The following is a 20,910-nucleotide window of genomic DNA, read 5'->3' as shown; positions in this document are numbered from 1 at the left end:
CTGTGCTTCCTCGGGCCGCGGGCGCCCCGCACACCCCTCAGCCCCAGACGCGGGCCCGGGGCCGTGCGACGTCGACACGGCCCTCGCTGCTGCGGGCGACGCGGAGCAGGGCGAGACCCTGCGCGCCCTGCAGCTCGTGCAGCGTGCACGTGCCGATGGCCTGCCGCCAGTGGCGCTCGAACTGCTCGGCATCGCCGCGCCGCCGTGCGATCGCGCGCGGAACCGGCAGGAGGGTGCGCCCCGGGGAGAGCCGGTCGGCGAGGCGTTCGAAAAGCCGCGTCGACCCCGCGGCGCCGCGATCGATCCGCAGCAGGAAACGGGGTGTGCGCACCGCCGCGAACAGCTCTTCGACGGCATCCGTCACCACTCGACGATCCGCGGGCATGCCGCCCAGCTCGATGCGCACTCGGGTGCGGTCGTCGTCGACGTGCGCGACGATGTCGGTGTCGTCGAAGGGGCCGATGCGCCCCGCATCACGGAGGGTGCGTGCGACGACCAGGGCGGCCAGCCGGTACACCTCGGCGGGGTGGCGGCGATCGCGCAGGGTGCGCCCGAGCAGGGGCAGGAGCGTCGTCGCGGCGGCCAGCGCCCCACCGGCCGCGACGAGCGCGGCTCCGAGCGCCGGGTGCACCGCGAGTCCCTGACCCGCCAGGACGGCGAGCAGCAGGCCGACGCCGAGCGCCCCGCCCACGGCGGAGGTCGCGCCGTCGGCGCGCGCGACCTGGGTGGTGCGCAGCAGGGGAGCCGCCGCGACCTGCCGCACCGTGATCTCGTCGCGTTCGCGGGACGTGTACGGCTCGCCGATGCGCCACTCGGCGCGCGTGGTCGTCCGCGCCGGCCACGCGGCGCGCAGCAGATCATCGACGCCGCGGATGGAGGCATCCGGATGCTTGTCGAGCACCGCCTCGAACGCCTGGGCCGCTGCCGAGGGCAGTGCGTGCGCGAGTCCGCTGACGATCCGACCGTCGCCGTCGGCGTTCAGGCCCCACAGATGCGAGTGCTTGCGGCGCAGACGATCCGGCTCGCTCGCGTCGTCGAGGGCGACATCGGCGGGGATCAGGCACGCCACCGACCAGTTGTGCGCCACCTTCTCGGGCCACCCCGGATCGAGGCGCAGGGTGCGGCCCCGCAACTGCTGCGTCGCCGATGACGTCGCGACGGCGGTGAGGTCGATGAGGGTGTTCACGGCGGGGCAGTCCCATCCCTCGCCGAGCAGGCCACGGGTACCCACGAGCACACGCACCTCTCCGCGACGGATCAGCTCCGACACCGCGGCGACGATGCGTCCGCTGCCGGCGCCGGACGCGCGCAGGTTGCGCGTGGCCCCGGCGGCCTCGCCGATATCGACCGTCACCCCGAGCAGATCCGCGAGCGCGGGTGCGAGCGTCGCGGCGTCGTCGGCGCGCACGCGCAGGTACTGCGCGGTCAGCAGCACCGGCCGCAGCCCCGCGACGACGGGATCAGCGACGAGGGCGTCGAAGGTGCGCAGCGCTCCGGCCGCGGCATCCGCACCGCGCCGATTGCCGTGCGTCACGAAGTCGGTGACGACGACGGCACGGATGCGCTCGCCGTCGTCGCTCGCGAGCTCGCGGTGCAGGATCTCGACGGCCGCGGCATCTTTCGCCTCCGACGAGGCCAGTGTCGTCTCGACCGGGTTGCGCCCGCGGCGCAGCCCGCGGTCGGTGAGCAGGTAGCCGAAGTCGGCGAGCGAGCGCCGCACGTGCTCCCACTGGTTCGCGGCCGACGGATCGGCCAGCAGGCGCGCCTGCGCGAACCGCACGAGGACGGTGAGCAGATCGTCGGTCGTGCAGCGGTCGAGCAGCACCTGCGGGATGGCGGCGACGAGCGGATGCTGCGGCACGACCTCGCGCAGCACCACCGCGCACGAGCGGGCGAGGGCGAAGTCCGCGGAGAGTGCCCGGTCGATGCGGGCGAGCGGGTCTTCGTCAGGCGGTCCGTCGGCGGGCTGCAGCTGCTCCTCGAGGAAGGAGATGCCGTCGGCGGTCGACAGCACGTCGACGATCATCGAGTGCAGCAGCGCCTCGTGCCGGCGGATGAAACCGGCCTCCGCGGGCGTCGGTTCGGTGAGGAGAACGAAGTCGCGGTACGGGGCGAGGTGCCCCTCCTTCACCACCGCCGGGGTCGGGACCTCGTAGTCGACCTCTCCGAGCAGTTGGCTGTAGTTCTCGTACTCCGTCTCGTCGTCCGGCGACGGCAGGGTGGCGGTGAGACCGATCAGCAGCGGCTCGACCCCCGTCTCGCGGATGCGCGCGGCGAGGTACGCCACGACCAGGGCCCAGTGGTCGAGCAGGTGGTGGCACTCGTCGAGCACGACCGTGCGCACCCCGGCGGCGACGAGGCGATCGATGAGCGCCGTGGCGTTCGGATGCAGCACGCGCGCGAGCTCGGCGGGATTGCGCCGGGCGAACTGCGAGCGCAATCGGCGCGTGCGACGACGGATGCCGGAGCGGTACTGCGCCGGATTGTCGATCGCGAGCTCGGCGAGCCAGGTCGCGGCATCGGCGTCGCTACGCCCCGCCTCGACCAGTTCCTCGGCCCACACCACCCGCGCCAGGTCGTCGAAGGGCGAGCCGTCGCCGGTGACGCTGAGCGCCTGGTACGTGAGAGCGGTGAGGTCGGCGATCCTCTCCGGGTCGTCCGACACGGCGCGGGCATCCGGGGCGAGATCGACGGCGGTGCGGACCCATTGCTGACGGATCGTGACGGTCGGGGCGAGGACGAGGGTCCGATGGCGTTCGCGCGCCGCGAGCAGCAGACCCAGCAGGGTCTTGCCCGATCCGGGAGGGGCGACGACGTGCAGCGGCTCCCGACCGCCGACCGGCAGCCGGGTGAGGACCTCGGCCTGGTACGTGCGCAACTCGCCGGCGAAAATCCAGCCCGTGAGCGGGGAGGCGACGGGCTCGGGCGGCATGATCTCCCCAGTCTGTCAAAAGGTGCGCCCGCTCATCGGTTAGACTTGTCGACGGCTCTCCGCGTGGCGGCATCCAGGCCAATTCCCCCAGGGCGGAAGCGCAGCAAGGGTAACCGGGCTCTGCTGGGTGCGCGGAGGGTCACTTTCTTTTTCAGCCTCCTCCGGGGCTGTCCTGTCAGGATCGTGATGTGACCGACGCCACCACTCCTCCGCGGCAGAATGCTCTCTCGCGCTTCGCCTCACCCGTGCTGCTCCTCGCCGCGATGTGGGCGATCCAGTTCGCCGATGCGCTCCTCCCGGGTTCGTTCACGGGGTTCGGCATCCGCTCCTGGGATCCCGAGGGTCTGCTCGGCATCGTGCTCGGGCCGCTGCTGCACGCGAACTGGGCGCATCTGATCGGCAACTCCGTGCCCTTCCTCGTGCTCGGACTGCTCGTCGCGGTCGAGGGCACCCGCAGATTCTGGACGGTCACCGCGATCGTCGCCGTCGTCGGCGGCCTCGGCACCTGGGTCTTCAACGCCCCGGGAACGGTGACGGTCGGGGCATCCGTGCTCGTGTTCGGCTACTTCGGCTACACGGTCGTGCGGGTCTTCGCGCCGGGCCGCGTCGCCCACCGCATCGGATACGCCCTCATCGCGCTCGTCGTGATCGGCGTGTACGGGGCGACGATGCTCGCGGGCGTGGTGGGCGTGAGCCAGGGCATCTCGTGGCAGGCGCACCTGTTCGGGGCGATCGGCGGCGCGCTCGCCGTGTTCGTCGGGCGACGCGGGGGCTCCGCGGAGTGAGCGCGCCGCGGTCGCGCTCGCGCACACCCGCTCGACGCCGGAAGAAGCGTCGGCCCGCGGCCCGGCGCCGACCGGGCGTCCGTGCACGGGCCGCCCGGCGTCGGCGGCGGATGCTGGTGCTCCGGCGTGTGCTGATCGGGGCCGTCGCCGTCGCGCTCTTCGCCGGGATCGCCGTGCTCGTGCCGCTCGGTCTCGCGCACGAGAAGCCCCTCGCGATCTGCGCGAGCGACCCGCGCACCTACCCCTCGGCCGGCATCGAGGGGTGGCGCGGGGAGCAGCTCGAGAACGCCGCGACGATCATGGCGACGGCATCCGCCCTGGGCTTCGCGCGCGACGGGCAGATCCTGGGCGTGATGACCGCGATGGGCGAGAGCAGCCTGCGCAACATCGATTACGGCGACTGGGAGACGAGCGGATTCACGAATCCCGACGGCTCGCGCACCACGAGCATCGGCCTGTTCCAGCAGCAGGAGTGGTGGGGGAGCGTCGAGCAGCGCATGGATCCCGCCACGTCCGCGACGCTCTTCTACGAGCGGTTGGCGCGGGTGCCGGGGTGGTCCTCGATGGACCCGTCGCTCGCGATCCATCGCGTGCAGATCAACCTCGATCCCACCTACTACTCCCGCTACGCCGCCGATGCGACCGCCGTCGTCGACGCGCTGTCGGCGCCGTGTTGACCTCCGGGAATCACACGGGGATTAAGTCCGGTCCGCTCCCAGGGCGTGCCGAGTGAGGTGCGCCTAAGCTGGAATCGTGGCGCGGAGCATCTACATCACCTCGGCCGAAGGCCATACCGGAAAATCGACGATCGCCCTCGGCGTGCTCGACGCGCTCATGCGCGTCACCCCGCGGGTCGGCGTGTTCCGGCCGATCGCGCGCTCGGTCACCGAGCGCGACGAGATCCTCGAGCTGCTGCTCGCCCACGACGGCGTGCATCTCGACTACGACGACTGCATCGGCGTCAGCTACGACGACATGCGCCACGACCCGGAGCACGCGCTGTCGACGATCGTCGCACGGTTCAAAGCGGTCGAAGCGCAGTGCGATGCCGTGGTGATCATCGGCAGCGACTACACCGACGTCGCCAGCCCCGCCGAGCTCGGCGTCAACGCCCGCATCGCCGCGAACCTCGGAGCTCCGGTGCTGCTCGTGCTGTCGGGACGCGACCAGCAGCGCCAGGCAGAGCAGCTCGGCACGACGACCGCCCGGGTGCCTGCCGCGGTCGGGCAGATCGCCGCGCTCGCGCTCACGGAACTCGAGCAGGAGCGCGCCGAGCTGTTCGCCGCGATCGTCAACCGCTCGGACCCCGCCGAGCTCGACGCCATCATCGAGGCGGTGCGGGGGGTGCGGCCGGGCAAGAGCACGCCCGTCTGGGCGATCCCCGAGGACCGCACGCTCGTGGCGCCGTCGATCCGCGGCATCCTCGCCGCCGTCGACGGCCGCCTCATCAAGGGTGACGAGGGGCGGCTGACCCGCGAGGCGCTGTCGATCGTCGTCGCCGGCATGTCGATGGTCAACGTGCTGCCGCGCATCACCGAGGAATCCGTCGTCGTGATTCCGGCCGACCGCACCGAGGTGCTGCTCGCGACGCTTCTCGCCGACGCCTCCGGCACCTTCCCCCGGGTCAGCGGCATCATCCTGAACGGGCCCTTCGACCTTCCCGAGCCGATCACGCAGCTGCTCGACGGGTTCCCGTCGACGGTGCCGATCATCGCCACCGATCTCGGCACCTACGACACCGCCGTGCGGGTCATGGGCGCGCGTGGCCGGCTCTCCGCCGACTCGCGCGCGCGGTACGACCGGGCGCTCGGACTCTTCCAGACCCATGTCGACATCGCCGAGCTCGCGACGCAGCTCGGGCTCGCCGAATCGCGGGTCGTGACCCCGCTGATGTTCGAATACGGCCTCATCGAGCGCGCCCGCGCCGACCGCCGGCGCATCGTGCTGCCCGAGGGCGGCGACGACCGGATCCTGCGCGCGGCCGCCACGCTGCTGGCCCGCGAGGTGGCCGATCTCGTGATCCTCGGCGACGAGGCCGCCGTGCGCGCCCGCGCGGTCGAGCTCGGCATCGACATCACCACGGCCCAGGTGATCAGCCCCACCGATCCCGAGCACGTCGCGAGGTTCGCCGAGGAATACGCACGACTGCGGGCGCACAAGGGCATCACCCTCGCGCAGGCCGCCGACACCGTGACCGACGTCTCGTACTTCGGCACGATGATGGTGCACCTGGGTCTCGCCGACGGCATGGTCTCGGGAGCAGCGCACACGACGGCGCACACGATCCGTCCCTCCTTCGAGATCATCAAGACGAAGCCGGGCGTGAACGTCGTCTCGAGCGTGTTCCTCATGGCGCTCGCCGACCGGGTGCTCGTGTACGGCGACTGCGCCGTCATCCCCGATCCCACGAGCGTCCAGCTCGCCGACATCGCGATCTCGTCGGCGGCGACCGCCCGCCAGTTCGGGATCGATCCGCGCGTCGCGATGCTGTCGTACTCGACCGGCGAGTCCGGGTCGGGAGCCGACGTCGACAAGGTGCGCGAGGCCACGGCGCTCGTGCGCGAGCGCGCTCCCGAGCTGCTCGTCGAGGGGCCGATCCAGTACGACGCGGCCGCCGATGCCGCCGTCGCGAAGGCGAAGCTGCCCGATTCCGCGGTCGCGGGTCGCGCCACCGTGTTCGTCTTCCCCGATCTGAACACGGGCAACAACACCTACAAGGCCGTCCAGCGCTCCGCCGGCGCGGTCGCGATCGGACCGGTCCTGCAGGGACTCAACAAGCCGATCAACGACCTCTCGCGCGGTGCGCTGGTCGAGGACATCGTCAACACCGTGGCGATCACCGCCATCCAGGCGCAGGGAGAGACCGCATGAGCGCGATCCTCGTGATCAACAGCGGCTCGTCGTCGCTGAAGTACAGCCTCCTCGACATCGAGCGCGAGCACGAGCTCGCCTCGGGCCTCATCGAGAGGATCGGTCAGGACACCGGTGCGGCCTCGCACACGGTGCGGCCCGACACCGATGCGGATGCCGTGCCCACGATGCTCGACGCGACGTACAGCGACGAGCGCTCGATCCCCGATCATCATGCGGCCTTCGCGGTGATGCTCGAGCAGTTCGCCGAGCACGGACCCTCTCTCGCCGAGCATCCGCCGGTCGCCGTCGGACACCGGGTCGTGCACGGCGGGGCCCGCTTCTTCGCGCCGACCCTGATCGATGCCGACGTCGAGCGGCAGATCGAGGAGCTGTCGGTACTCGCGCCCCTGCACAATCCGGCCAACCTCGCCGGCATCCTCGCGGCGCAGGCCGTCTTCCGCGGCGTGCCGCACGTCGCCGTGTTCGACACCGCTTTCCATCAGACCCTGCCCGCTGCGGCCTACACCTATGCGATCGACGCCGAGCTGGCGAAGCAGCACCGCGTGCGGCGCTACGGCTTCCACGGCACCAGTCACCAGTTCGTCAGCGAGGCGGCCGCGGCGTACCTCGGCCGCGACCTCGGCGATCTGCGCCAGCTCGTGTTCCACCTGGGCAACGGAGCGTCGGTCACCGCGATCGACGGAGGGCGCTCGGTCGAGACGTCGATGGGGCTGACCCCGCTCGAGGGCCTGGTGATGGGCACCCGCTCGGGAGACCTCGACCCGGCGGCTCTGGTGCACGTGTCGCGTCGCGCCGGCCTCTCGATCAACGAGCTCGATGCGCTGCTGAACACCCGCAGCGGACTGCAGGGCCTCGCCGGACGCAGCGACATGCGCGACATCCTCGCGGGCGTCGATGCGGGGGAGGAGGCGGCGACCCTCGCCTTCGACGTCTACGTGCACCGCCTGCGCGCCTACGCCGGGGCGTACATCGCCCAGCTCGGCGGCGTCGACGTGATCTCGTTCACCGCCGGCGTCGGCGAGAACGCGGCCCGGGTGCGCGCGGAGGCCCTCGCGACCCTCGGATTCGCCGGCGTCGAGGTCGATCACGGGCGCAACGCCGAGCGCGGTCGCGGCATCCGGAGGATCTCCACGGATGCCTCGACGGTGACGGTTCTGGTGGTCCCGACGAACGAGGAACTGCAGATCGCCCGGCAGACCGCCGACATGCTCTGAGCACACGGTTTCCGCAGGGGTTACTCTGGGGCGCGGCTCCCCATTACGCTGTCATGGTGGCACGGAGGAGTGCCGAAACCCTCGACCTTCTCCCTGGAGGCTTCTGTGCCGGAAAACCTGCCCGATCTGCTCGCCGCAGAAGGGGTGCTGTTCGACCTCGACGGCGTGCTCACGCCGACGGCAGAGGTCCACATGCGGGCCTGGAAAGCCGTGTTCGACGACGTGTTCGCCGAGTGGGGCATCACGCCGGCCTACACCGACGCCGACTACTTCGACTACGTCGACGGCAAGAAGCGCTACGACGGTGTCGCGAGCCTGATGCACAGCCGCAACGTCGAGATTCCCTGGGGCGAGGTCGACGACCCGCCCTCCGCCGACACCATCTGCGGCATCGGCAACCGCAAGAACGACGCCTTCGCCGCCGAGCTGCGCCGTGACGGCATCGCCCCGTACCCGGGCTCGCTCGCACTGGTCCAGCGTCTGCACGCGGCCGGGGTGCCGCTCGGCGTCGTGTCGAGTTCGAAGAACGCCGAAGAGGTCCTTGCCGCCGCCGACCTCCGCTCGTACTTCCGCATCGTGGTCGACGGCGTCGTCGCCGAGCGCGACGGTCTGGCGTCCAAGCCCGCGCCCGACATGTTCCGCGCCGGCGCCGTGGCGCTCGGCGTCGACCCCGCTCGCAGCGTCGCCGTCGAGGACGCGACCTCGGGCGCGGCATCCGCATCGGCCGCCGGCTACGCGCACGTCGTCGGCGTCGACCGCGGCACCGGGGCCGACGCGCTGCGCGCCGCGGGCGCCACCGTCGTCGTCGACGACCTCGACCGCTTCCTCCCGACCACCCCGAACTCTGCACCGGAGACCACCGCATGATCGACCGCGACCGCTTCCCCGTCGACCCGTGGCGCCTCATCGAGACGCGCTACTCCGAGGAGGGCGTCGGCGAGACGCTGTTCTCGATCGGCAACGGATACCTCGGTCTCCGGGGCAATCACATCGAGGGCCGCGGGGCTCACGAGCACGGCACCTTCATCAACGGGTTGCACGAGACGTGGCCGATCCGTCATGCCGAGCAGGCCTACGGCTTCGCCGAGGTGGGCCAGACCATCGTCAACGCCCCCGACGCCAAGGTCATGCGCGTCTACGTCGACGACGAGCCGATCTCGTTCGACGAGGCGGATGTGCGCGAGTACCGCCGCACCCTCGACATGCGCACGGGTGTGCTCGAGCGTCTCGTCGTGTGGGAGACGCCGTCGGGCAAGCGCGTGCGCATGCGCGACGAGCGCATCGTCAGCTTCGAGGAGCGCCACCTCGCGATCCTGCGCCTCGAAGTCGTCGTCGAGAACTCCGACGCTCCCGTCACGATCAGCTGCCAGATCCTCAATCGCCAGGACGGTGCGGGCGTCTACGCCGGCACCCCGACCCAGGCCCAGAAGCCGGGCTTCGACCCGCGCAAGGCCGAGAAGATCGCCGATCGGGTGCTCGAGCCCGGTGAGCACTGGCAGGACGGCCTGCGCTCGGCGCTGTCCTACCGCGTCGCCGACTCCGGCATGACCGTCGCCGTCGTCGCCGACCACATCCTCGAGACCGAGAACGAGTACAGCGCCCGCGCCCTCGTCGAGGCGGACATCGCGAAGAACGTCTTCCGGGTGCAGGCCAAGGCCGGAGTGCCGATCACCGTCACCAAGCTCGTGAGCTACCACACCTCGCGCGGGGTGCCTCCGCGCGAGCTCGTCGACCGCTGCCGCCGCTCCCTCGACCGCGTCGCCGTCGAGGGCGTCGAGACGCAGTTCCAGCGTCAGCGCGACTGGCTCGACGCGTTCTGGGAGCGCAGCGACGTGCAGATCGGCGGTCACGACGACCTGCAGCAGGCGACCCGCTGGTGCCTCCTCCAGCTCGCGCAGGCCGCTGCCCGCGCCGACGGCACCGGAGTCCCCGCCAAGGGCGTCTCCGGGTCGGGGTACAGCGGCCACTACTTCTGGGACACCGAGATCTACGTGCTCCCGTTCCTCGCGTACACGTCGCCGCAGTGGGCGCGCAACGCGCTGCGCGCCCGCGTGCTGATGCTGCCGGCGGCGCGTCGGCGTGCGGCCCAGCTCAACGAGGCGGGGGCGCTCTTCCCCTGGCGCACGATCAACGGCGAGGAAGCCTCGGCCTATTACGCCGCGGGCACCGCGCAGTACCACATCAACGCCGACGTGAGCTTCGCGCTGGGCAAGTACGTGCGCGCGACGGGAGACACCGAGTTCCTCCGTCGCGAGGGCGCCGACGTCGCGGTCGAGACCGCGCGCCTGTGGGCGACGCTCGGCTTCTGGCGCTCGGCGCAGGTGGTCGAGAACGCGGATGCCGCCGACGGTCTGCAGACCTTCCACATCCACGGCGTCACCGGTCCCGACGAGTACACGACCGTCGTGAACGACAACCTCTACACGAACGTCATGGCACGCTACAACCTCCGCTTCGCGGCCGAGGTCGTGCGCGAGATCCGCGAGACGTATCCCGAGGACTACCGCGACCTCGTCGAGCGCACGGGCCTGTTCGAGGGCGAGGCGGAGTCGTGGGAGCGCGCCGCCGAGGCGATGTTCATCCCCTACAGCGAGAGCCTGGGCATCCACCCGCAGGACTCCCTGTTCCTCGAGCGCGAGGTCTGGGACCTGGCGCACACGCCGTCGTCGCAGCGTCCGCTGCTGCTGCACTTCCACCCGCTGGTGATCTACCGGTTCCAGGTGCTCAAGCAGGCGGATGTCGTGCTCGCGCTGTTCCTGCAGGGCAACCACTTCTCGCCCGAGGAGAAGCGCGCCGACTTCGACTACTACGACCCGCTCACCACGGGTGACTCGACGCTCTCGGCGGTCGTGCAGTCGATCCTCGCGGCCGAGGTCGGGTACCAGGACCTCGCGCTGAAGTACTTCGAGGAGTCGATCTTCGTCGACCTCCACGACCTGCACAACAACGCGGCCGACGGGGTGCACGTGGCCTCCGCCGGTGGCGTGTGGACCGCGCTCGTATGCGGTTTCGGCGGCATGCGCGACTACGAGGGCGAGCTGAGCTTCGACCCGCGTCTGCCCGCGGCCTGGCCCTCGCTGACCTTCCCGATGAAGTGGAAGGAGTCCGAGGTCACGGTCACGATCACGGCCCACGAACTGCGTCTGCGGGTGCGCTCCGGCGCACCGGTGCCGTTCACGGTGCGCGACGAGGCCTACATCGCGACCGAGGGCGAAGAGGTCGTCGTCCCGCTCGCCGACCAGGGCCCGCTGATCCCGGGTCGCCCGACGCTGCGCCAGTTCGCGGATGCCCGTCGCGAGGACGGAACGCGCCTCTCGGCATCCGTCCCGGTGATCACCACGTCGATCCCGGTGCTCGCACCGCCGGAGTGATCGCGCGCGGCAGGTGCGTCTCCGGCGGCGCACCTGCCGCGATGTCCGTGGCACGCCGTAGGCTGTTCTGGTGACCACAGCCCTCTATCGCCGCTACCGCCCCGAGACGTTCGGCGAGATGATCGGGCAGTCCCAGGTGACCGACCCGCTCATGACCGCGCTGCGCGGAGACCGCGTCGGCCACGCCTACCTCTTCTCCGGCCCCCGCGGGTGCGGCAAGACCACGTCGGCGCGCATCCTCGCGCGGTGCCTGAACTGCGCCGAGGGGCCGACCGACGTCCCCTGCGGCACCTGCCCCAGCTGCGTCGAGCTCTCGCGTGCCGGTGGCGGATCGCTCGACGTGGTCGAGATCGACGCCGCGAGCCACAACGGCGTCGACGACGCGCGCGACCTGCGCGAGCGGGCGACCTTCGCCCCGAGCCGCGACCGGTTCAAGATCTTCATCCTCGACGAGGCGCACATGGTGACGCCGCAGGGCTTCAACGCGCTGCTCAAGCTCGTCGAAGAGCCGCCGCCGCACGTCAAGTTCATCTTCGCGACCACCGAGCCCGAGAAGGTGCTCGGCACGATCCGATCGCGCACGCACCACTACCCGTTCCGTCTCGTGCCGCCCGCGGCCATGCTCGAGTACGTCGAGAAGCTCTGCGTCGAAGAGGGCGTCGTGGTCGAGCAGGGTGTGCTGCCGCTCGTCGTGCGCGCCGGTGGCGGATCGCCGCGCGACACGCTCTCGCTGCTCGACCAGCTCATCGCCGGCTCCGACTCGCCCGCGGGCTCCGAGACGGTCACGGTCGCGTACGCGCGCGCCGTCGCTCTCCTCGGCTACACGCACGCGGCCCTGCTCGACGAGATCGTCGATGCCCTGGCGATCGCCGATGCGGCGACGGCGTTCCCCGCCATCGACCGCGTGGTGCAGACCGGTCAGGACCCGCGCCGCTTCGTCGACGACCTGCTCGAGCGCCTGCGCGACCTCATCGTGATCGCCGCCGTCGGCAACGGCGCCTCCGCCGTGCTCCGCGGCATCGCCGATGACGAGCTCGAGCGCATGCGCACGCAGGCGGCCGCCTTCGGCGCCGCACGACTCTCGCGCACCGCCGACGTCGTCAGCGCCGCGCTCGACGACATGTCGGGCGCGACCTCGCCGCGACTGCACCTCGAGCTCATGGTCGCCCGCGTACTGGCCGGGGGAGCGGATGCCGCGGCCGGGGTGGCGCCCGCTGCCGCCGTCGCGCCCGCAGCAGCGGCCCAGCCGCACGCCGCTTCGCGACCGTCGGCTGCACCTGCATCTGCACCTGCAGCAGCGCAGGCGCCCGCTCCGGCTGCTCCTGCTCCAGCCGCCGCTACCCCGGCCGCGCCGGTCGCGGCACCCACCGCAGCCGCAGCCCCGACGTCCGCGCCGGAAGAGGTGGCTGCCTCCGCCGCGCCGGCTGCTGCCGTCGCCGAGCCCGCCGCCGAGCCCCTTGCTGCCGCCGCTGAGCCGGTTGCTCCCGCTGCCGCTGTCGCCGCCGAGCCCACGCCCGCCGCGGCACCGTCGGGTCCGGTGACGCTCGATCGCATCGTCGCCGCGTGGCCGGCCGTGCTCACGCGCCTCGAGAGCATCAGCCGCTCGTCGTGGCTGGTCGTCACCACCGTGCAGCCCCTGGCGTACGACACCGAGTCCGAGGTCCTCACGATCGGTTTCGCGAGCCAGCACGATGTCGCGAAGTTCAAGGGAACGACGCCGGGCGCAGGCACGTCCGATCACCTGCGCACCGCTCTCCAGCAGGAGCTCGGTGTGGTCGTCAAGTACCGGCCTGCCCCGCTTCCGGCCGGCGGTGCCGCGTCGACCGGCGGCGCACCGCGTTCGGGTGGATCCTCGGGGTCCGCAGGCGGTGCCCAGGCGCCGGCCGAACCCGCCCCGACGGAGCCTGCCCCTGCGGGTTCCTCCCGACCACCGAGCCCGCGCCCCTCGTCCGCTCCCGCGCCCGCCGCGGTGACCGAGTGGGCCGTCGCCGCGATCCCGACGTCCGACGCCGCGCCCGAAGCGGTGACGACCCCCGTCGGCCCCGGGTCGTCCCTGCCGGTCGACGACGAGCCCGAAGAGGTCGAGGCCGCGGCATCCGCGCCCGTCCCTCCGACCGACGGCACGATCGACCGCGACGAGCCCCCGCTTCCCGGCGACGACGAGGCGCCGTTCCCCGACGACGAGCCGCCGTACGACCCCTCGTACGAGCCCGCTCCGCACTCGGCCCCGCCGGCACCGGTCTCGGCCGCGCGGGTGCCCGCCGCGTCCGCGGCACCGGCACCCGCCGCACCTACACCCGCCGGCGCACCGTCCTCCGCCGCACCCGCGAGCGCCCCGGCGCGGGTCGTCTCGGCCCACGCCGCTCCGCGCGTCACCGAGCGTGCGCCGGCGCCCGGGGGAGTGCAACGCTACGGCGAGGCCGTGATCCGCCAGGTGCTCGGCGCGACGTTCGTGCGCGAAGAGCCCTATGAGCCCCCGACGAGGTTCGCCTGATGTACGACGGAATCGTTCAAGAGCTGATCGACGAGTTCGGGCGCCTGCCCGGCATCGGTCCGAAGTCCGCGCAGCGGATCGCCTTCCACATCCTGCAGACGCCGACGTTCGACGTCGCTCGACTGTCGGAACTGCTCAGCGACATCCGCACGCGCGTGCGCTTCTGCGAGGTGTGCGGCAACGTGGCCGAGCAGGAGCGGTGCGCGATCTGCCGCGACCCGCGCCGCAACCAAGCGCTCATCTGCGTGGTCGAAGATGCGAAGGACGTCGCGGCGATCGAGCGCACGCGCGAGTTCCGCGGGCTCTACCACGTGCTCGGCGGAGCGATCAGTCCGATCGCCGGCATCGGTCCCGACGATCTCCGCATCGCGCAGCTCATGAGCCGCCTCGCCGACGGCACGGTGCAGGAGGTCATCCTTGCCACCAACCCGAACCTCGAGGGCGAGGCCACCGCGAGCTACCTGAGCCGCTACCTCACCACGATGCAGATCACGGTCTCGCGCCTCGCCTCGGGGCTCCCCGTGGGCGGCGATCTCGAGTACGCCGACGAGGTCACCCTCGGCCGCGCCTTCGAAGGGCGGCGCGTGCTGTGACGACCCCTCGCGCGGTTCGACGATGAACGCGCAGCACACCGGATTCTCGCGACGCGGATGGCTGCTCTTCGGGGCCATGGCTCTGCTGTGGGGCGTGCCGTACCTGTTCATCAGCATCGCGGTCGAGTCGTTCTCGCCGCCCGCGATCGTCGCCGGGCGCACGCTCATCGCCGCGCTCCTCCTGCTCCCCTTCGCGCTGCGCAACGGCGCGTTGAAGGCGGCATGGAAGCACTGGCCCTGGGTGCTCGCCTTCGGCGCCGTCGAGATGGCGGGTCCCTTCCTGCTCCTCGGGCACGCCGAGATGACGCTGCCGTCGGGCATGACCGGCCTCCTCGTCGCGACCGTGCCGCTGTTCGCCGCGCTCATCGCGCTCGGCGGCGGCGATCGCGGAGTGCTCAAGCCGGCGCGATCGATCGGACTGCTCGTCGGGTTCCTCGGTGTCGCGATCGTCGTCGCGGGCCCCGGCCTGTTCGGCGGCGAGGTCAGCCTGCTCGCCGCCGGTGAGGTGCTGCTCGTCGCGGTGCTGTACGCCACCGCCCCGTTCATCGTCGCGCGCAAGCTCGCCGACGTGCCCTCCCTCGGAACGATCACGCTCTCGCTCCTCATGATCGGCGTCTTCTACCTGCCGATCGGCCTGCTCACCCAGCACGAGGTGCCGACCCTCCCCGCGATCGGCGCCCTGCTCGCCCTCGCGGTGATCTGCACCGCGGTCGCGTTCCTCGCCTTCTTCGCGCTCATCCGCGAGGTCGGTCCCGTGCGCGCCCCGCTGTTCACCTACGTGAACCCGATCGTCGCGATCGTGCTCGGCGCGATCGTGCTCGCCGAGCCGCTCACCCCCGGGTTGCTGATCGGCTTCCCGCTCGTGATCGCCGGATGCTGGTTCGCCGCCACCGGCGGACGGCTGCGGCCGCCGGCATCCGCTCTCCCTCCTCCCGCGGTGCCCTGACGACCGGCCTCGACCGACATCGTCCGGCCCCGGATGCGGCGTCACATGCACAGCGGAGCATATGGCGCGATCGTAGAATGAGCGGTGGGCGGATCCGCCCGACATCCCCGGGAGTGAACGTGGCCCTCATCGTGCAGAAGTACGGCGGCTCATCCGTCGCCGACGCAGAGAGCATCAAGCGCGTCGCCAAGCGCATCGTCGACACCCGTCGTGCCGGTCACGACGTCGTGGTCGCCGTCAGCGCGATGGGCGACACCACCGATGAGCTCCTCGACCTCGCGAACGAGGTGGCGCCGATCCCGGCACCGCGCGAACTCGACATGCTGCTCTCGAGCGGTGAGCGCATCTCGATGGCGCTGCTCGCGATGGCGATCCACTCGATGGGCTTCGAGGCCCGCTCGTTCACGGGCAGCCAGGCGGGCATGATCACCGACTCGCAGCACGGTGCCGCACGCATCGTCGATGTGACGCCGATCCGTCTGCGCGAGGCTCTCGACGAGGGCGCGATCGTGATCGTCGCCGGATTCCAGGGCTTCAACCGCGACACCCGCGACATCACCACGCTCGGCCGCGGCGGCTCCGACACCACCGCCGTCGCCCTCGCCGCCGCTCTCAAGGCCGACGTCTGCGAGATCTACAGCGACGTCGACGGCATCTTCACCTCCGACCCGCGCGTGGTGCCGGGTGCGCAGAAGCTCGACCACGTCTCGAGCGAGGAGATGCTCGAGCTCGCGGCCAACGGGGCGAAGGTGCTCTACATCCGCGCCGTCGAGTACGCACGCCGCCACGGCGTGCTCATCCACGCCCGGTCGTCGTTCTCGTCGGCCGAGGGTACGTACGTTTTGGGCGAGGGTATGAAGAACCCCCGCGAAGCCGAGGGAGCAGCCATGGAAGAACCGATCGTCGCCGGCGTCGCCACCGACCTCAGCCAGGCCAAGATCACCGTCGCCGGTGTGCCGGACGTGCCGGGCAAGGCGGCGGAGATCTTCAAGATCGTCGCGAAGTCGGGCGCGAACGTCGACATGATCGTGCAGAACGTCTCGGCCACCGGACGCACCGACATCTCGTTCACCGTTCCCAAGGCGGATGCCGCGGCGGCGCTGAAGGCCCTCGCCGGCGACCAGGCCGAGGTGGGCTTCCAGAACCTCGTGCACGACGACCAGATCGGCAAGCTCTCCGTCGTCGGCGCGGGCATGCGCACGCACTCCGGTGTCTCGGCCGTGCTCTTCGAGGCGCTGTCGGCCGGCGGCATCAACATCGAGATGATCTCGACCTCCGAGATCCGCATCTCGGTGGTGCTCCGCGGCAGCGACCTGCTCGAGGCCGCGCGCACGGTGCACACCGCCTACGGCCTCGACGGCGACACCGAAGCGGTCGTCCACGCCGGCACCGGTCGCTGACCCGGCGCCCGGCCGTCCGGCTGCGCGATAGACTCGCCGGAACCCTGACATCGGCGCCAGGCGCGGCATCCGCATCCCGACGCCGCGCCTTGCGCCTCGTACGCAGTACCGCACGACGCCAAGGAACATCATGACCCGCATCTCCGACTCAGGACTCTCCGTCGCCATCGTGGGCGCCACCGGCCAGGTGGGCACCGTGATGCGCGAGATTCTCGCCGAGAGGTCCTTCCCGATCCGCGAGCTGCGCCTGTTCTCGTCGGCCCGGTCGGCCGGCACGTCGATCGAGTACGGCGGCACGTCGGTGATCGTCGAGGACGTCGAGCAGGCGGATGCCGCGGGCATCGACATCGCCCTCTTCTCGGCCGGCGCGACCGCCAGCCGCGCCTACGCGCCGCGCTTCGCCGCCGCCGGCGCCGTCGTGGTCGACAACTCGAGCGCGTGGCGCATGGACCCCGAGGTGCCGCTGGTCGTCAGCGAGGTCAACCCCCACGCGATCGACGAGCGCCCCAAGGGCATCATCGCGAACCCCAACTGCACGACCATGGCCGCGATGCCGGTGCTGAAGGCGCTGCACGCGGAGGCGGGCCTCGAGCGCCTCATCGTCTCGACCTACCAGGCGGTCTCGGGCTCCGGCCTCGCGGGTGCGCAGGAGCTCCTCGGCCAGGTCGAGGGCGTGCTCGCCCAGGGCGACACCCTGCGCCTCGTGCACGACGGTTCGTCGGTCGACTTCCCCGAGCCCGAGAAGTACGTCGCCCCGATCGCTTTCGACGTCATCCCCTTCGCGGGCAATCTCGTCGACGACGGCGACAACGAGACCGACGAGGAGAAGAAGCTCCGCAACGAGAGCCGCAAGATCCTCGAGCTGCCCGACCTGCTCGTTGCGGGCACCTGCGTGCGCGTGCCGGTCTTCACCGGGCACTCGCTCTCGATCCACGCCGAGTTCGCGAACGACATCACCCCCGAGCGCGCGACCGAGCTGCTGTCGGCTGCTCCCGGCGTCGTGCTCGACGAGGTGCCGACGCCGCTGCAGGCCGCGGGCAAGGACCCGAGCTTCGTCGGTCGCATCCGCGCCGACCAGTCGGCTCCGGCGGGCAAGGGCCTGGTGCTCTTCGTCAGCAACGACAACCTGCGCAAGGGCGCGGCCCTCAACGCAGTGCAGATCGCGGAGATCCTCGCTGAGCGCCTGAGCGCCTGAGCGGGTCCGCGCGCGATAGCGCGACGGCATCCCCGCGATGCGGAAGCGGTCTGATCGGGCCGGCCCCGGTGGTCGGCCCGGTCGCGTCCGCGAACTAGACTGTCGTGGTGACCGAAACAGTCGATGTCGTCCTGATCGGCGGTGGCATCATGAGCGCCACCCTGGGTACTCTGCTGCACGAGCTGCAGCCGGAGTGGAAGATCGTCGCCTTCGAGCGACTCTCGGATGTTGCCCAGGAGAGTTCGAACCCCTGGAACAACGCCGGCACGGGGCACGCCGCCCTCTGCGAGCTCAACTACATGCCGCAGGGCACCGGGCCCCTCGACCCCGCGAAGGCCGTCTCGATCAACGAGCAGTTCCAGCAGAGCCGCCAGTTCTGGTCGTCGCTCGTCGACAAGGGCGTGCTCGACGCTCCCTCCACCTTCATCAACGCCACGCCGCACATGACCTTCGTGCGTGGTGAGAAGGACGTCGCGTACCTCAAGGATCGCTACGAGGTGCTCAAGAAGCAGCCCCTGTTCGATGGCATCGAGTACAGCGAGGACTCGCGCGTCATCAACCAGTGGGCGCCGCTGCTCATGCAGAAGCGCCGCAAGGGTGAGCCCTTTGCCGCGACGCGCGTGCCCGCCGGCACCGACGTCGACTTCGGAGCCCTCACCCACCAGCTCTTCGACCACCTCACCGATTCGGGCGTCACGCTGCGCACGAACCACGAGGTGCGCTCGCTCAAGCGCCAGAAGGACGGCACCTGGCTCGTCAAGTACCGCACGACGATCGGTCGCACCCCGAACGAGGTCAAGGCGAAGTTCGTGTTCGTCGGCGCCGGTGGATGGGCGCTCAAGCTGCTGCAGAACTCGGGCATCCCCGAGATCAAGGGCTACGGAGTCTTCCCGATCGGCGGACAGTTCCTGAAGACCAGCAACCCGAAGATCGTCGAGCAGCACAAGGCGAAGGTCTACTCGCAGGCATCCGTCGGTGCACCGCCCATGTCGGTGCCGCACCTCGACACGCGCGTGGTCGACGGCGAGGCCTCGCTGATGTTCGGGCCCTTCGCGACGTTCAGCCCCAAGTTCCTCAAGAACGGTTCGATGCTCGACATCGTCTCGCAGGTACGCACGCACAACCTGTGGCCGATGCTGCGCGTCGCCTTCGCGAACCCCGACCTGATCACGTACCTCGTCGGCGAGCTCATGAAGAACCACCGCAAGAAGGTCGACAGCCTGCGCACGTTCATGCCGACGGCGAAGGACGAGGACTGGACGCTCATCGATGCGGGTCAGCGCGCGCAGGTCATGAAGAAGGACCCGAAGAAGGGCGGCATCCTGCAGTTCGGCACCGAGGTCGTCGCCGCGGGCGACGGCTCGATCGCCGGGCTCCTCGGCGCCTCGCCCGGTGCCTCGACGGCCGTGCCGATCATGCTGAACCTGCTGAAGACCTGCTTCCCCGACGACTACGTGGCCTGGGAGCCCAAGCTGCGAGAGCTCATCCCGACGTTCGGCGAGCAGCTCAACAAGGATGCCGCGCTGGCGAAGGAGTCGACGACGGCGACGGCGGCGACCCTCGGCATCAACGTCTGAGGTCGGCCGGTGGCGAAGCTCTACTTCCGCTACGGCGCGATGAACTCGGGCAAGTCGACCGCTCTTCTGCAGGCGGCCTACAACTACGAGGAGCGCGGGCAGCGGGTGCTGCTGGCCAAGCCCGCGATCGACACCAAGGGCGCGTCCGAGATCTCGAGCCGTCTGGGGATGACGCGGGAGGTCGACTTCCTCATCGCTCCCGGCGACGATGCGAAGCAGCTCTTCCTCGCTCGCCGCGACGATGCGCGGGCGCACGCTGACGACATCGCATGCCTGCTCATCGACGAGGCGCAGTTCCTCACGCCGGAGCAGGTCGACGACCTCTTCCGCATCGCGGTCGAGGAGGGCATCCCGGTGCTCGCCTACGGCATCCGCAACGACTTCCTGACGCATGCCTTCCCCGGGTCGGCTCGCCTGCTGGCGATCGCGCACTCGCTCGAAGAGCTCAAGACCATCTGCCGTTGCGGCCGGAAGGCCGTGTTCAACGGCCGGGTGGTCGGCGGGCGCTTCGTGTTCGACGGCGACCAGGTCGCGATCGACGAGGGGGCCGACGGCCAGGCCGCTCCCGAGGTGACGACCTACGAGTCGCTGTGCGGCACCTGCTATCTGCAGGAGTCCGGCGGACGCCTGGGCTGAGCCCGCCCCCTCCCTTCGCTCTTCCGGAGCGGCGATTTCACGTACCCGCGTTGCGTGGTCTGACCACACGACGTAGAGTGTGGTCAGACCACAGCGCGGACCACCGATGGGCGCGCGCGGTGCGACCGAGGAGAGAGCGGATGGCGGAGCAGCCGGTGCGTGCGTGGCGAGTCGTGCTCGACCACATCGAGCACGACCTCCTCGAAGGGCGCCTGAACCCGGGCGACCGGCTCGCCTCCGAGCGCGACCTCTCCACGGACCTGGGCGTGGGCCGCTCCAGCGTGCGCGAGGCGTTCCGCGTGCTCGAGGTCATGGGCCTCATCCGCACCGCGACCGGTTCCGGGCCGCAGGCGGGCGCGATCGTCATCGCGACGCCCGCCGGGGGCATGTCGCAGCTCCTGCGCCTGCAGGTGGCCGCGCACGGCTTCCCGCTGGCGGATGTCGTCGCGACCCGACTCGTGCTCGAGGACTCCACAGCCCACGCGCTCGCGACGGCGCACGACCGCGACACCGCCGCCGCCCATCGGATGCTCGCCGCCATGGACGCGCCCGACCTCACCCCCGCGGAGTTCCTCGCCCTCGACGCGCAGCTGCACCTCGCGCTCGCCGAGGCGAGCGGCAACACCGTGATCGCCGCGATGATGGCGGGCCTCCGCTCATCGATCGAGTCGTACGTGCAGGCCGGCGCCGCGTCGATCCCCGACTGGGACGACATGGCCTCCCGCCTGCGCGAGGAGCACCGCGCCCTCGTCGCGGCGATCGACACCGGCGACGCGGCATCCGCTCGCGCCCTCGTGCATGCGCACATCACCGGCTACTACACCGCCGCGGGCCTAACCCGCACGGCCTCGACCGACACGATCCCCGACAGCACCCCCGACAACTGAGAGGAC

At 71.0% G+C, this 20,910-nt stretch carries 15 protein-coding genes and 1 other RNA gene; 15 read left to right on the top strand and 1 reads right to left on the bottom strand.

Annotation, left to right across the window (positions count from 1 at the left end):
* Positions 1 to 37: 37 nt before the first annotated feature.
* Complete coding sequence (locus ACZ5Y9_RS13860) at positions 38 to 2,932, bottom strand: DEAD/DEAH box helicase family protein (protein ID WP_464471586.1); 2,895 nt, start codon at positions 2,930 to 2,932, stop codon at positions 38 to 40.
* 50 nt (positions 2,933 to 2,982) lie between these two features.
* On the opposite strand from ACZ5Y9_RS13860, the gene ffs reads away from it, so the two are divergent.
* The 15 genes from ffs (at position 2,983) to ACZ5Y9_RS13785 (ending at position 20,904) form a co-directional block, all read left to right on the top strand.
* An RNA gene (gene ffs, locus ACZ5Y9_RS13855) (signal recognition particle sRNA small type) lies at positions 2,983 to 3,079 on the top strand.
* A 41-nt stretch (positions 3,080 to 3,120) separates the two neighbouring features.
* Positions 3,121 to 3,717: a rhomboid family intramembrane serine protease gene (locus ACZ5Y9_RS13850; protein ID WP_464471585.1), complete on the top strand. Its 597-nt coding sequence runs from the start codon at positions 3,121 to 3,123 to the stop codon at positions 3,715 to 3,717.
* Between the two features lie 110 nt (positions 3,718 to 3,827).
* Positions 3,828 to 4,394, top strand: a complete 567-nt coding sequence (locus tag ACZ5Y9_RS13845) for a hypothetical protein (RefSeq protein WP_247625094.1) — start codon at positions 3,828 to 3,830, stop codon at positions 4,392 to 4,394.
* 76 nt (positions 4,395 to 4,470) lie between these two features.
* Positions 4,471 to 6,588, top strand: a complete 2,118-nt coding sequence (gene pta, locus ACZ5Y9_RS13840; protein ID WP_464471584.1) for a phosphate acetyltransferase — start codon at positions 4,471 to 4,473, stop codon at positions 6,586 to 6,588.
* Positions 6,585 to 7,805, top strand: coding sequence for an acetate/propionate family kinase (locus ACZ5Y9_RS13835; protein ID WP_464471583.1), 1,221 nt, complete (start codon positions 6,585 to 6,587; stop codon positions 7,803 to 7,805). The genes pta and ACZ5Y9_RS13835 overlap by 4 nt, the downstream gene beginning before the upstream one ends.
* 105 nt (positions 7,806 to 7,910) lie before the next feature.
* Entirely contained in the window at positions 7,911 to 8,672 is a 762-nt protein-coding gene (locus ACZ5Y9_RS13830; protein WP_464471582.1) for an HAD family hydrolase, read from the top strand.
* Positions 8,669 to 11,176, top strand: coding sequence for a glycoside hydrolase family 65 protein (locus ACZ5Y9_RS13825; RefSeq protein ID WP_247625090.1), 2,508 nt, complete (start codon positions 8,669 to 8,671; stop codon positions 11,174 to 11,176). The genes ACZ5Y9_RS13830 and ACZ5Y9_RS13825 overlap by 4 nt, the downstream gene beginning before the upstream one ends.
* A gap of 70 nt (positions 11,177 to 11,246) precedes the next feature.
* The gene (locus ACZ5Y9_RS13820; protein WP_464471581.1) at positions 11,247 to 13,670 is read left to right on the top strand and encodes a DNA polymerase III subunit gamma and tau; all 2,424 of its coding nucleotides are present in this window, start codon (positions 11,247 to 11,249) and stop codon (positions 13,668 to 13,670) included.
* Positions 13,670 to 14,263 carry a recombination mediator RecR gene (recR, locus tag ACZ5Y9_RS13815; RefSeq protein WP_247625088.1) on the top strand — a complete coding sequence of 198 codons (594 nt, stop codon included), beginning with the start codon at positions 13,670 to 13,672 and terminating at the stop codon, positions 14,261 to 14,263. The genes ACZ5Y9_RS13820 and recR overlap by 1 nt, the downstream gene beginning before the upstream one ends.
* A 22-nt stretch (positions 14,264 to 14,285) precedes the next feature.
* Entirely contained in the window at positions 14,286 to 15,209 is a 924-nt protein-coding gene (locus ACZ5Y9_RS13810) for a DMT family transporter (protein ID WP_247634157.1), read from the top strand.
* Between the two features lie 119 nt (positions 15,210 to 15,328).
* Complete coding sequence (locus ACZ5Y9_RS13805) at positions 15,329 to 16,609, top strand: aspartate kinase (protein ID WP_247625086.1); 1,281 nt, start codon at positions 15,329 to 15,331, stop codon at positions 16,607 to 16,609.
* Between the two features lie 130 nt (positions 16,610 to 16,739).
* The gene (locus tag ACZ5Y9_RS13800; RefSeq protein ID WP_247625085.1) at positions 16,740 to 17,804 is read left to right on the top strand and encodes an aspartate-semialdehyde dehydrogenase; all 1,065 of its coding nucleotides are present in this window, start codon (positions 16,740 to 16,742) and stop codon (positions 17,802 to 17,804) included.
* Between the two features lie 149 nt (positions 17,805 to 17,953).
* Complete coding sequence (gene mqo / locus ACZ5Y9_RS13795) at positions 17,954 to 19,381, top strand: malate dehydrogenase (quinone) (RefSeq protein ID WP_247634419.1); 1,428 nt, start codon at positions 17,954 to 17,956, stop codon at positions 19,379 to 19,381.
* A 9-nt stretch (positions 19,382 to 19,390) separates the two neighbouring features.
* On the top strand, positions 19,391 to 20,017 hold the full coding sequence (locus tag ACZ5Y9_RS13790; protein WP_404598263.1) for a thymidine kinase: 627 nt from the start codon (positions 19,391 to 19,393) through the stop codon (positions 20,015 to 20,017).
* 140 nt (positions 20,018 to 20,157) lie between these two features.
* Positions 20,158 to 20,904, top strand: coding sequence for a FadR/GntR family transcriptional regulator (locus ACZ5Y9_RS13785; RefSeq protein WP_464471580.1), 747 nt, complete (start codon positions 20,158 to 20,160; stop codon positions 20,902 to 20,904).
* The last annotated feature ends 6 nt before the right edge of the window (positions 20,905 to 20,910 follow it).

The organism is Microbacterium sp. T3-8 (genome assembly GCF_055398145.1).
This window is presented reverse-complemented; position numbering and strand designations above follow the sequence as displayed.

What these genes read in the sequence shown, in the direction of transcription:
- ACZ5Y9_RS13860 (WP_464471586.1), bottom strand. Translation starts at nt 2,932, where the DNA reads ATGCCGCCCGAGCCCGTCGCCTCCCCGCTCACGGGCTGGATTTTCGCC.
- ACZ5Y9_RS13845 (WP_247625094.1), top strand. Translation starts at nt 3,828, where the DNA reads ATGCTGGTGCTCCGGCGTGTGCTGATCGGGGCCGTCGCCGTCGCGCTC.
- ACZ5Y9_RS13835 (WP_464471583.1), top strand. Translation starts at nt 6,585, where the DNA reads ATGAGCGCGATCCTCGTGATCAACAGCGGCTCGTCGTCGCTGAAGTAC.
- ACZ5Y9_RS13825 (WP_247625090.1), top strand. Translation starts at nt 8,669, where the DNA reads ATGATCGACCGCGACCGCTTCCCCGTCGACCCGTGGCGCCTCATCGAG.
- recR (WP_247625088.1), top strand. Translation starts at nt 13,670, where the DNA reads ATGTACGACGGAATCGTTCAAGAGCTGATCGACGAGTTCGGGCGCCTG.
- ACZ5Y9_RS13810 (WP_247634157.1), top strand. Translation starts at nt 14,286, where the DNA reads ATGAACGCGCAGCACACCGGATTCTCGCGACGCGGATGGCTGCTCTTC.
- ACZ5Y9_RS13800 (WP_247625085.1), top strand. Translation starts at nt 16,740, where the DNA reads ATGACCCGCATCTCCGACTCAGGACTCTCCGTCGCCATCGTGGGCGCC.
- mqo (WP_247634419.1), top strand. Translation starts at nt 17,954, where the DNA reads ATGAGCGCCACCCTGGGTACTCTGCTGCACGAGCTGCAGCCGGAGTGG.
- ACZ5Y9_RS13785 (WP_464471580.1), top strand. Translation starts at nt 20,158, where the DNA reads ATGGCGGAGCAGCCGGTGCGTGCGTGGCGAGTCGTGCTCGACCACATC.